General features: G+C 38.3%; 12 protein-coding genes. 8 read left to right on the top strand and 4 right to left on the bottom strand.

Translation table 11 applies throughout. From position 1 onward, the window contains the following. Positions 1 to 26: 26 nt before the first annotated feature. A complete protein-coding gene (gene gltX / locus BCL90_RS17235; RefSeq protein ID WP_121285251.1) occupies positions 27 to 1,535 on the top strand; it encodes a glutamate--tRNA ligase in 1,509 nt (502 codons plus the stop codon). A 96-nt stretch (positions 1,536 to 1,631) separates the two neighbouring features. Here gltX and BCL90_RS17230 read toward each other — a convergent pair whose 3' ends face one another. Beyond that, positions 1,632 to 2,027 (bottom strand): hypothetical protein, encoded by a 396-nt coding sequence (locus BCL90_RS17230; RefSeq protein ID WP_134380366.1) that lies wholly within the window; start codon positions 2,025 to 2,027, stop codon positions 1,632 to 1,634. A gap of 139 nt (positions 2,028 to 2,166) precedes the next feature. After that, a complete protein-coding gene (locus BCL90_RS17225) occupies positions 2,167 to 2,619 on the bottom strand; it encodes a hypothetical protein (protein ID WP_121285249.1) in 453 nt (150 codons plus the stop codon). A 216-nt stretch (positions 2,620 to 2,835) separates the two neighbouring features. Between BCL90_RS17225 and ypfJ the strand changes: the two genes are divergently transcribed. The 7 genes from ypfJ to BCL90_RS17190 all read left to right on the top strand — a co-directional run bounded on the left by ypfJ (position 2,836) and on the right by BCL90_RS17190 (position 10,685). Next, entirely contained in the window at positions 2,836 to 3,681 is an 846-nt protein-coding gene (gene ypfJ, locus BCL90_RS17220; protein ID WP_121285248.1) for a KPN_02809 family neutral zinc metallopeptidase, read from the top strand. Positions 3,682 to 3,785: 104 nt separating this feature from the next. After that, a complete protein-coding gene (locus BCL90_RS17215; RefSeq protein WP_121285247.1) occupies positions 3,786 to 4,919 on the top strand; it encodes a hybrid sensor histidine kinase/response regulator in 1,134 nt (377 codons plus the stop codon). An 18-nt stretch (positions 4,920 to 4,937) separates the two neighbouring features. Next, positions 4,938 to 8,522 carry a response regulator gene (locus BCL90_RS17210; protein ID WP_121285246.1) on the top strand — a complete coding sequence of 1,195 codons (3,585 nt, stop codon included), beginning with the start codon at positions 4,938 to 4,940 and terminating at the stop codon, positions 8,520 to 8,522. Positions 8,523 to 8,536: 14 nt separating this feature from the next. After that, a complete protein-coding gene (locus BCL90_RS17205; RefSeq protein WP_121285245.1) occupies positions 8,537 to 8,908 on the top strand; it encodes a response regulator in 372 nt (123 codons plus the stop codon). A gap of 3 nt (positions 8,909 to 8,911) precedes the next feature. Further along, positions 8,912 to 9,730 carry a CheR family methyltransferase gene (locus tag BCL90_RS17200; RefSeq protein WP_121285244.1) on the top strand — a complete coding sequence of 273 codons (819 nt, stop codon included), beginning with the start codon at positions 8,912 to 8,914 and terminating at the stop codon, positions 9,728 to 9,730. Next, positions 9,715 to 10,299: a chemotaxis protein CheB gene (locus tag BCL90_RS17195; RefSeq protein WP_121285243.1), complete on the top strand. Its 585-nt coding sequence runs from the start codon at positions 9,715 to 9,717 to the stop codon at positions 10,297 to 10,299. Before BCL90_RS17200 ends, BCL90_RS17195 begins: the two co-directional genes overlap by 16 nt. Positions 10,300 to 10,319: 20 nt before the next feature. Beyond that, a complete protein-coding gene (locus tag BCL90_RS17190) occupies positions 10,320 to 10,685 on the top strand; it encodes a response regulator (protein WP_121285242.1) in 366 nt (121 codons plus the stop codon). 221 nt (positions 10,686 to 10,906) lie between these two features. Here BCL90_RS17190 and BCL90_RS17185 read toward each other — a convergent pair whose 3' ends face one another. After that, a complete protein-coding gene (locus tag BCL90_RS17185) occupies positions 10,907 to 11,863 on the bottom strand; it encodes a DUF3137 domain-containing protein (RefSeq protein WP_121285241.1) in 957 nt (318 codons plus the stop codon). Beyond that, on the bottom strand, positions 11,863 to 12,420 hold the full coding sequence (locus BCL90_RS17180; RefSeq protein WP_121285240.1) for a LemA family protein: 558 nt from the start codon (positions 12,418 to 12,420) through the stop codon (positions 11,863 to 11,865). The genes BCL90_RS17185 and BCL90_RS17180 overlap by 1 nt, the downstream gene beginning before the upstream one ends. Positions 12,421 to 12,432 lie beyond the last annotated feature (12 nt).

Below are 12,432 nucleotides of genomic sequence, written 5' to 3'. Positions count from 1 at the left end.
CACGCCAACCGCTCAACAATTCAACCATGGATAAAAAAGTTAGAGTAAGATTTGCCCCAAGCCCAACCGGAGGTTTGCATTTAGGTGGTGTGCGCACTGCTTTGTTCAATTATTTATTTGCCAAAAAAAATAATGGAACTTTTGTACTTCGTGTAGAAGATACCGATCAAAATCGCTTTGTAGAAGGCGCAGAACAATATATTGTAAACTGTTTAGATTGGTGCGGTATCACACCAGATGAAAGTCCTGCACATCCAGGTGCTTATGGCCCGTACCGTCAAAGCGAGCGCAAACCCAGCTACCGCAAATTTGCCGAACAGTTAATTAGCGATGGTTATGCTTATTATGCTTTCGATACCCCTGAAGATTTAGATGCCAAACGTAAAGAAATTCCAAATTTCCAATATGGGCAGGCCACACGTATGCAGATGCGTAATTCTTTAACCCTTACCATTAGTGAAGTTGAAGAGTTATTGGCAGCTAAAACACCACACGTGATCCGCATTAAGGTACCAACCGATGAAATTGTACATTTTAATGATTTAATCCGTGGTGACGTAAGTTTCGAAACCTCGTTGGTTGATGATAAAGTATTGTTAAAAGCCGACGGAATGCCAACCTACCATTTAGCTGTTGTAGTTGATGATAAGGCGATGGAAATTAGTCATGCTTTTAGGGGAGAAGAATGGTTGCCTTCGGCGCCGGTGCATATTTTACTTTGGAAATATTTAGGTTGGGAAGCAGAAATGCCTGCATGGGCACACTTACCTTTAATCTTAAAACCAGATGGACATGGAAAATTAAGCAAACGTGATGGCGACCGTTTAGGTTTCCCGGTTTATGCCATGAACTGGACCGACCCTAAAACAGGCGATATAACCAAGGGATTTAAAGAAATGGGTTTTATGCCCGAAGCTTTTATTAATATGCTGGCACTTTTAGGCTGGAATGATGGTACCGATCAGGAGTTATTCTCATTAAAAGAGCTGGAAGAAAAATTCTCGATAGAAAGAATTAGTAAAGCGGGCGCTAAATTCGATTTCGAAAAAGCCAAGTGGTATAACCACGAGTGGATTAAAGCGGAGCGTGCCGAAAGTTTAGCGCCGGGCGTTAAAACTGAGCTCGAAAAAGTAGGTATTGAAGTTAACGATGATACTTTTCTAAATACGGTTATCGATCTAATTAAAGACCGCTGTACTTTATTGCCAGATTTTGTGGCACAAAGCAGTTACTTTTTTACTTCACCGGCAGAATATGATGTAAATTCGGTAAAACCAAAGTGGACAGCCGAAAAAGCCGATTTCTTTAACAGTTTTGCTGATAGCTTAACATTAACTGATGCTGTTTCTGCCGAAACAGCTTTTAAAGCTTTGGCCGAAGAAAAAGGGTTTAAACCAGGCGAATTGATGTTGCCTTTCCGCATTATGCTGGTGGGTGGTAAATTTGGACCAGGCGTTTTTGATATTGCTGTGCTGTTGGGCGTAGCAGAAACCAAAGCAAGAATAGCAAAAGCAATAGCTGTTTTTAATAGCTAATGTAATTTGGCGAAAATAAAAGATGCTATCTCGTATCTGGGGATAGCATCTTTTTTTTGGATTTGATTTTTTTTCTGAAATGGAAGATAACCTAAGCTATTCCTGCAGAAATAACAGAGCAGATTTGTAATCAAGGGGCTTCCAATTGCCAAGCTTCTCGTTGGGAGCTATACCTTTTCTATCTAATATCTCAATATTAATGCTTTTCAGCTGATCAGGTTTTTCATCTTCAAAAAGATTGGATAATGGGGCTGTTTTTCCGTTGTAGTTTACATAGGTTGGGTTGGCAATCCCATAATTTTTTTCCTGTACTAATTTTATAAATTTAACAACCAAATTCTTTTCTTTTTTTTTATCTTTTTCAGCTTTTAGTTGATCCCATTGCACTTTAAAGGATGTATTCGTAGTTTCATTTGATGCCATAGTATCTTTATTTTGGCGGCAAGATATATTCAAAAATAAGATGATAATATAGAATATTTTTGCTTTCATGATTAATGTATATTTTTTTCTCTTAACGTTTTTTCGAGCCATAGAATATATACCACACGGTGTCTTTGCCTTATCGTCTCGCCAGAATTCATCACCGATTCTAAATCTGAGATATGTACACCTAAATTATATTCATCATCTAAGCCCAGCATATGGCCAAACTCATGAATAATTCCTCTTTGATAGGTTCTAGCACTTTTTTAACATAGTCAAAATCATTGTTGTCAAAATCGCCTGTTCTTAAACTGCTTGTAACATAACTTTGCGCCCATTCACCTTTTCTTAATTTTACGACATTTAAAGTCCAGTGATTATAAGTGAATATGGCGGCTCTGTTAAGTGAAAACCTAAAATTCTTTTCAAAAGTATCTTTGTCTATAAAAGTCCAATATTGATTAGTCCGATCTGTATAAATTATTTTTATTCTCATATAAATGATCAAGATATAATTGCCATTTGGACTTTGAACAAAAAGCATGTCAAATGCAGGGGTAATTCTATTATTAAAAGATAAATCTCTTACCGTTGGTGGAGTTTCAATTGCTGCAATTAATCTTTCCCCATGCTTGAGCACTTCCCATGTATTAACCATAGATTGACTTATTAATGTTACTATTGTCGTAGAGGGTCTATTAAAGTTAACAAATACTTTTATAATAAATGTTTTTTAAAGCTTTTGCTTTCTTGCCAAAAAGCAAAGATGTTCTATAGCCACAATCCAAAAGAAAAAATCAATAAAAATAATTTATACTTTAGCATAACAATTATCCCATAATTAAGGTTAATCATTAAACTAAAAAATTAAATTATGCAATGGTTTGGTAAAGGAAGTGAAGATGTAGAAGACAGGCGGTCTGGTGGTGGCGGCAAAACAATTCTGGGTGGCGGTATCGGTATCATTGTAGTGGTATTGGGGCTTATCTTCGGAAAAGATTTGACAGGATTAGTTGGTCAATTGCCGGTGGAAGGTGCCGGGCAGCAAACCGAAGCAAAAACTGGCGTTCCAGAAGATGCTGAAGGTCGCTTTGTAGCCAACGTTCTGCAATCTACCAGAGAAGTGTGGGAGCAGGAATTTCAAAAAATGAATCAAACTTATGAAAATCCTAAATTAGTGTTGTTTCGAGATGGTGTACAAACCACCTGTGGTTATGCGCAATCTTCCGTTGGTCCGTTTTACTGTCCTGGCGACCATAAAGTATACATCGATTTATCCTTTTATGATGATTTAAAAAACCGTTTCGGTGCTGCCGGAGATTTTGCCCAGGCTTATGTAATTGCACATGAAGTTGGACACCACGTTCAAAATTTATTGGGAATTTCGGAAAAGTTAGACCAGGCACGTGGTCAGGTTAGCGAAAAAGAATATAACCGCTTATCTGTGAAATTAGAATTACAGGCCGATTTTTTTGCCGGACTTTGGGCGCACAATGCCCAGAACCTTAAAGATTTCAAATTGGATGAAGGCGACATAGAAGAAGCGCTAACGGCGGCCAATGCCATAGGCGATGATAAATTGCAAAAACAGGCAACAGGCGAAGTTCAACCCGATTCTTTTACCCATGGTACCTCTGCGCAGCGGATGTATTGGTTTAAAAAAGGCTTTGAAACGGGAGATATTAAACAGGGAGATACTTTTAATTCAAGTAATTTATAAAAAAATCAAAACTTTTTTAAAAGCGAACTGTTCGTTTACAGTTAATGAGATTCTTATCTCGAAACCAAACTAATTATCCCGGCTTCCTATTTGTTTTAATAAAGATGATCCTTATAGTTGATGACAGGCCCGAAAACCTGATCTCGTTACAGAAAGTACTCCAGGCGCACAATTTTGAGGTTGATACCGCATCATCTGGTGAAGAAGCCCTGAAAAAGGTCTTAAAAAATAATTACGTCCTGATTATTCTTGATGTACAAATGCCTGATATGGATGGCTTTGAGGTAGCTGAAGCCATCTCGGGTTTTAGTAAGGCAAAAGATACCGCCATTATATTTCTTTCAGCTGTAAATACAGAGTTAAAATTTATTACCAAAGGATACCTGAGCGGTGGATTGGATTACATCACCAAGCCAGTTGATATTAATGTGCTGCTCCTTAAAATAAAAACGTTTTATCGCATTTATGAGCAGAATAGAAAGCTTAACGAGGTACAGGAAAAACTGCTCGAAGAAATTGAATTCAGGAAACAGGCCGAACATAAAAAAGACGAATTTATCAGTATAGCCAGCCATGAACTTAAAACGCCCTTAACTAGTGTAAAGGGCTATATTCAGTTGCTACAGCGTAGTATTAACAGAGATGATAAAACCATGGCGCAGAATCATCTCGAAAAGGCGAGTATCCAGCTCGAAAAACTAAACGAATTAATTGCCGATCTGCTCGATATCTCAAAAATTGAAAGCGGAAAGATGAAGTTTAACATGAAAAGCTTTTGTGCGGATAACATGGTAAATAATGCGATAGAAATGTTGCAGCAATCTAATCCCGATTTTAAGATCAGCAAACTGGGCAAAACAGACGAAATGATATTTGGTGATGAGATGCGCCTGGAGCAAGTGGTCATCAATTTTATTACCAATGCCATTAAATATGCCCCTGGTACAAATCAGGTTAATGTAATCACACACATTAAAGATGAAAAACTTTACGTGGCTGTAAAAGATTTTGGAATAGGCATTTCAAAAGAACAGCAACATAAAATTTTCGATAAATTTTATCGGGTAGAAGAAAACAGCCACCGCTTTAACGGCCTGGGGATTGGTTTGTACATCTGTTCCGAAATTATTAACCGCCATGGCGGTACCATCGGCGTAAACAGCGTTCCCGATGAAGGATCGGAGTTTTACTTTATTGTTCCCATTACTGAAGAAGAAATCCTTAAAAACCAGATCTAATTATCCTTAATCCATATAATGAAAACAACTCTTAAAAGTAATTTACGTTTAGGTCTTGGCTTATCGCTAATTATTCTATTTATCAGTTCGCTGGCCTCTTACGTAAGTATTGGTAACCTTATTAAAAGCACTGAACTGGTTAAACACAGCGATGAAGTAATTTTAACCACCGAAGGTGTAATTTCTACCTTGAAAGATGCCGAAACCGGACAACGAGGCTACCTTCTAACGGGAAACAAAATATTTCTGCAGCCTTATTATGGCTCTACCGACACGGCAATGGCCGCTTTAAACAGGATAGAGGCACAAACTAAAGACAATGCCATTCAGCAGAAAAATGTTGCTGAACTAAGAAATATCCTGGCCCGTAGACTGAATATCATTTCTTCTACAATAGAAATCAAATCGCTGGGCGGGCAGATCGATCCAACGGCGCTTTTAGAAGGAAAAACCTATATGGATCAGGCCCGTAATGTTGTTAACCGCATGGTTAAAGAAGAACGCAGGTTACTCGAAAGTCGTACGGTAGAACTGAACAAACTGACCTCTTATACCCCGATTCTGATTTTAATAGCTGCGGTTCTTGCTATACTCATTACCTTGTTCTTTTATAGAAAAGTATCTATCGATTTTGATGAACGTGTTAAACTTCAAAAAGAAATTGAGGATAAAAAGTATGAGATGGAGAAACGTATTGCGGCCATTAAAGAAATTGCTTTTCAAATATCTAATGGAAACTACGGCGTAAAACTAGATAGCCAAAGCCAGGATGATATTGGCGAACTTTCTGAATCGCTGAATACGATGTCGTATTCATTGAAAAAATCTTTCGATACTTTAGAAGAGAATGAATGGCTGCAAACTGGTGTAGCTAACCTAAACATGAAAATGGTTGGCGAAAAAGATGTTTTCCACCTGGCTGAAGATATTATCGAATTTTTGGCTAATTATACCAGGAGCCAGGTAGGTGCCATTTATTTATTTAAAGATGATGGATACCTGCATTTAAAGGGGCAATATGCTTTAAAGAAACAAGATCTAACCCAAAGTTTAGAACTTGGCCAGGGCTTAATTGGCCAGGCGGTTAAATCGGGTAAGCCAATATTGTTGGATGATGTTCCGCAGAACGATCTAACCATTACGCATGCCACTGGAAATATTAAACCAGCGCAGGTAATTGTGCTCCCAATTATTAGAAATGAAATTTCAATAGGCGGGTTAGAACTGGGCACCATTGGTAAGTACAGTGATTTGCAATTACACTTTTTAAACCTGGTTTTATCTGATGTGGGTACCGCATTGCTGGGTGCACAGAACAGGCTAAAACTGCAGCAATTGCTGGAAGAAACGCAGGCACAATCAGAAGAGTTGCAAGTTCAGCACAATGAACTGGAAGGTTTAAATGCAGAGCTCGAAGCACAGGCACAGAAACTTCAGGCCAGTGAAGAAGAACTACGTGTACAGCAAGAAGAATTGTTGCAGAGTAACCAGGAGCTGGAAGAAAGAAGCAGCTTACTGGAAGAAAAGAACGAACTGATAGAAGAGCGCAATATAGAAATTCAACAAAAGGCAGAAGCACTGGAGTTGAGTACAAGGTACAAATCAGAGTTTTTGGCCAATATGTCGCACGAGTTAAGAACCCCACTCAACTCCATATTGTTATTGTCGAGATTAATGGCCGAAAATGAGGCTATGGATCCTGAGCATCAGGAATACGCAGAAGTTATTCAAAGCTCAGGTCAGGGCCTTTTAAGTTTAATCGACGAAATTCTGGACCTTTCTAAAATTGAGGCAGGTAAAATGGAACTCGACCGGACAAATATTCAGGTTGACGAAATCATTTCAGGCATGCGTTCGCTATTTAACCCTTTAGCTAAAGATAAGAACCTTAACTTTGTGATCGAAAAATCGGCAGAAGTTCCTGAGTTTTTTCATACCGATAAAATGCGCCTCGAGCAGATTATTAAAAACCTGCTATCAAATGCCATTAAATTTACTACGGTAGGTACTGTAACCCTGAATATCAATACGAATGAAAAATTAGGTGCACTGGTATTTAAGGTGACCGATACAGGTGTAGGTATTGCGCCCGAAAAGCAAGGCATGGTATTCGAAGCCTTTCAACAGGCCGATGGCTCTACGCGCCGCAAGTTTGGTGGCACAGGTCTGGGTCTTTCCATTAGCAGAGAGCTGGCCAAACTATTGGGCGGATATATTGATTTAAAAAGCGCGGAGGGGAAAGGAAGTATTTTTACACTTACCCTACCCATTGATAAAAATAAAGGTTTTGAAGGTGTAGTACCCCAAGCGGAGAAACCTGTAATGGCCTTAGAGACTCCGGTAAAAAAAGTTAGCCATTTAACAGTCGACAATATTCCGCAAGAGATTGAAGATGACCGTGACAATATTCAACCCGATGATAAGGTAATTCTTATTGTTGAAGACGATACGCCTTTTGCCAAAACACTTTTAGATTTTACACGCAAAAGAAACTATAAAGGTTTGGTTGCTGTTCGTGGTGATGTAGGGATTGAAATGGCTAAGACTTTTAAGCCGCTTGCCATTTTACTCGATATCCAACTTCCAATTAAAGATGGCTGGCAGGTAATGGAAGAGCTGAAATCGGATCCTTCAACACGCCCGATTCCGGTACACATCATGTCTTCTTTGCAGGTTAAGAAAGAAAGTTTGTTAAAAGGTGCGGTAGATTTTATTAATAAACCTTTTGCCTTTGAGCACATGCAAGAGATATTTTCAAAATTGGAGCATGCCTTAAGCCGTCATCCGAAAAAAGTACTTATTGTAGAAGAAAATGAACAGCATGCCAAGGCGTTAAGTTATTTTCTAAGCAATTTTAATATCCAGACGGAAATTGTTAACCAGGTAAACGAAGGTGTTTCTGCCTTGCATAAGCCAGAAGTTAACTGTGTGATTTTAGATATGGGCATTCCGGATAAGCATGCTTATGAAACCCTTGAAGTGGTGAAGAAAACACCTGGTTTAGAGAACTTACCAATCATTATTTTTACTGGCAAAAACCTTTCAAAAGGAGAAGAAAACCGGATTAAACAATATGCGGATTCGATTGTGGTAAAAACGGCACATTCATATCAACGTATTCTGGATGAAGCAGGCCTGTTCCTTCACCTGGTAGAAGAAAAAAGCAAGGAGAAAAACAAAACACCTAAAAAGTTTTCCGAACTACAGGATGTATTGGTTGGTAAAACGGTTCTGGTAGCAGATGATGATGTGCGCAATATCTTCTCTTTAACCAAAATGTTAGAGCAGCACCAGATGAAAGTAGTGGCCGCCATTGATGGTAAGGAAGCACTGAAACTATTAAATGAAAATCCCGAAATTGATGTTGTTTTAATGGATATGATGATGCCGGAACTAGATGGCTATGAAACTACAACAGCCATCAGACAGGATATCAAATACCGCAACCTGCCAATTTTGGCTGTTACCGCAAAAGCGATGATGGGTGATCGTGAAAAATGTATTGCTGCAGGTGCATCCGATTACATCAGCAAACCAGTAGATATGGATCAGCTGATCTCGTTATTAAGAGTTTGGTTATACGAAAATCATCATACATCATAACCCATTTTATTTTTATGCCTCAAAAATTAATTCTCATAATTGATGATGATAACCGAAACATTTTTGCTTTAAAAGCTGTTTTAAAGGCCAAAGGTTTTGATTGTTTATCTGCTATAAGTGCCAAAGATGGTTTTTCTATTTTAGAAAAGCACGATAATGTTGCCATTGTTTTAATGGATATGATGATGCCGGATATGGATGGTTATCAGGCTATTGCTGTGATGAAGAAATCGGCTAAAATGCAGGATATACCTGTGTTAGCCGTAACCGCCCAAGCCATGGTTGGCGATAAGGAGCGTTGCCTCAGCGCCGGTGCATCGGGTTATGTTTCAAAACCGATAAATGTTGATGAGTTATTAACGCAAATAGAAAATTTTACAAAATAGCAGGTGATAAGTGATGTGATAGATAACGAACAGGTTGAAATCCTGTTGAATGATGTTTTAGAAAGTCACGGTTATGATTTTCTGGAATACTCTCATGCATCGATCAAAAGAAGGATTATACGCCTTTATGGACTGGATAATTTTGTGAGTTTCGCCGAATTTCGTTATACGGTTAGAACAGATAAGCAATACTTCAAACGTTTTTTAGAGGAAATCACGGTTAATGTTACCGAAATGTTCCGCGATCCTTCCTTTTATAAATCTTTAAGGAATGATGTACTTCCTGTACTCGGCACCTATCCCTTTATCCGGATTTGGGTGGCGGGTTGCTCTACCGGAGAAGAAGCTTATTCGCTCGCCATTGTTTTAAAAGAACTTAATTTGCTTCATAAGTCACTCATTTATGCTACCGATATTAATCCATCGGTTTTAGAAAAAGCAAAAAAAGGCATGTTTCCATTAACTTATTTAAAGCAATATTCCGAAAACTATCTGCAATCAGGGGGCTTAAAAGATTTTTCTACTTATTATACCGCGAACTACTCTTTGGCCAAATTTGATGAAAGTTTAAATCGGAAGATGATCTTTTCTACCCATAACCTGGCTTCTGATCATTCTTTTAATGAGTTTCAGTTAATTTTATGTAGAAACGTTTTAATTTATTTCGATAAAGAATTGCAGCATAAAGTATTTAACCTATTTGATGGTAGTATAGAAAAATTGGGTTATCTTGCTTTGGGCAGCAAAGAAAGTTTGGAGTTTTGGCCGAAGGCCAAAGAATACAAAAGGATTAAAATGGAGAAAATATGGCGGAAACTGTAGGTTCTACCACTTGTAGTGCATTAGTTATTGGCGGTTCGGCCGGTAGTTTAGATGTTTTGCTCGAAATTTTTCCGGTCTTACGGAACGATATTCATTTCCCTATTATAATAGTGGTTCACCGCAAGGCAAGCAACGAATCTCTGTTAACCGATTTATTAAAATCGCGGACAACATTGGCCGTTGGTGAGGCAGAGGAGAAGGAATTTTTAATGCCGGGTAAAGTTTTTATAGCGCCTGCAGACTACCATACGCTGATAGAGGAAGACCGAAGTATTTCTTTAGATTACTCTGAAAAAATAAACTATTCGCGACCATCAATTGACGTTACCTTTCAATCAGCAGCTGAGGTTTTTAAAGAAAAACTGGTCTGTATTTTGCTTTCAGGATCTAATGCTGATGGGGTAGAGGGGTTAAAAAGTGTAAACAATTATGGCGGTAAAGTCGTTATACAGAATCCAAATACGGCCATAATGCCGTATATGCCACAACAGGCGGTTATTAATGTTAAGCCGCATGTAATATTGGATGGCCACGATATGGCTGATTATATAAATAATTTAAATGATTAATTGCTTTTTCGGAGGTTAATATGATAGTTACAAAAAAAATATTTGTTTTTGATGATAATAGGGATATCCTTGATCTCTGTACATTTATTTTGGAAGATGCTGGGTATGAGATCAAGACATCTGAAAACGCCAATAATATAGAAGAACAGGTTGCAGCATATATGCCTGATTTAATTTTTATGGATAATTGGTTACCCGATCTAGGAGGAATACAGGCAACCAGAGCTTTGAAAAGCCATCCTGATTTAAAGCATATTCCGGTAATTTATTTTTCGGCCAATAATGATATATCTTCATTAGCCGATGAAGCCGGTGCTGATAGTTACCTGTCGAAACCATTTGATATTGCTGCACTCGAAGAAATTGTAAAAAAACATTTGAGCTAGCGCCTAAACTTACGAAGTTTCAAGTGGCCCATGTGCCGTGAAAAACTTCGTAAGTCTGGGCCCTGCCTTGCTAAACTCCTGATATAAAGCTCCACTCGAATTGTCGTCATTTCGAGCGGAGTGCAACGAAGTCGAGAAATCTATCGTGGCAGATCTCTCCATTTCACTGCGTTCCAGTCGAGATGACGACTTTTTTTTAATTTTTGGGAATACCCTATCTGTTACTCCTTACCCCAAATCCTTGTATTCAGATCCAGCTCCTTAACAATATCATACATAAACTTTATGGTAGAAATATCCTGATTTACAGTTTCGGGATCTAGTAAAGATTTAAAAACAGGTGCCTCAAAGTAATTCCGGTTCAAAGGGAAAGCGATATACATTCTTGATTCGATAAAGGATAAACTGATGTTATACTTGCTTTGATGATTGAGGTTTAGTATCCGCTCCATTAGTGCAGGTGTAAGGATATACCTGGATTCGACCTGATCTGAACCATAGGTTACAAAGGTCTTATCAAATTCTACATTCTCCAGTTGGATAACATCATTACTGCCAAAAGAAAACAGGTTTTTTGAAAACCATGCACCAAAAGCTGCTCCAAAGTCTTTTGGCCTGACGATGGTTACGCTATTAAATTTTTTATTAAAATCGGCAGCAAAGAGGATCCCTCTAAAAATGTCGTGCCACTCTGTTCGGGTTCCGTCTTTTGTTTGGGTTACTGTTTTATATTCAGCATGTACTTCAGCGAAGTAAAACCGGGTTTTATCAGCACATCCCATTACTAAATCTTCTGTTTTGTAACGATCAGGCTCATTGCTAAACAGCTGTGTGTACATAAACTCCGAAGCTTCAATTCCCTGGTAGGGATTAATCGATAAACTTTCGTCTAAAAATTTAAGGGCAGCACCAATTACATTCGTTTTATAGGCATTTTGGTAAGCTGTTAGAGAATCGTTGATTTTGAAAAACAAAACACCACCATAAATGATAGGTATCAGGCCAGCAATTACAGCAGGAATAGGAAAACCCAAAACGAAGCCCAAAATGCCAAGCACAATACCAGTAACAATAAAAATATAGCCTTTGGTTTGGGTACCGGCAATTCTTTTGCGTTCTACCTCCATTGTAGCCAAAACTTGCTGTAAGGCTACATTATTTGCAATATCGAACGACATTAGTTATTGAAAAGTTCTTTTGCGCTAATGTTTTTACGTTCTTCAGCTGCGGTTTCTAAAACGGCTATTGGCTGAAAGTTCAGCATCCCGGCAAATAAACTGCCTGGAAACATCATAATCGAGTTGTTGTAATCCGTTACCGAAGCATTATAGGTTCTTCTGGCAGCGGCAATCTGTTCTTCGCTTTCCGTCCAGGTGGTTTGCAGGTTAATAAAATTGGTATTGGCTTTTAAATCAGGGTAATTTTCAATGTTGACCATTAAACCCCTCACATTGCTGCTCAATTGTGCATCTAAATCTGCTTTTTCTGCATTACTGATATTCGGTGAGCCTGCTTTTGATCTCAGTTCAACTATTTTGGTTAAGGTTCCCTGCTCGTAAGTAGTATACTGTTTAACCACTTCAACAAGGTTTGGAATAAGGTCGAACCGTTTTTTAAGCATTACATCAATGGCCGAGAAGGCATTTGTTACCTGGTTTTTCTTACCAATGAGCGAGTTGTAAAAGAAAATCCCGATAAGAAAGATGAATCCGAGAATAACGAGGGCAATAATCATAATTTTAGTTTA

The sequence above is a fragment of the Pedobacter alluvionis genome (genome assembly GCF_003664035.1).
Lineage (GTDB): Bacteria > Bacteroidota > Bacteroidia > Sphingobacteriales > Sphingobacteriaceae > Pedobacter > Pedobacter alluvionis.
The sequence above is the reverse complement of the archived record's forward strand: the minus strand, read 5'-3'. Positions and strand labels throughout refer to the sequence as shown.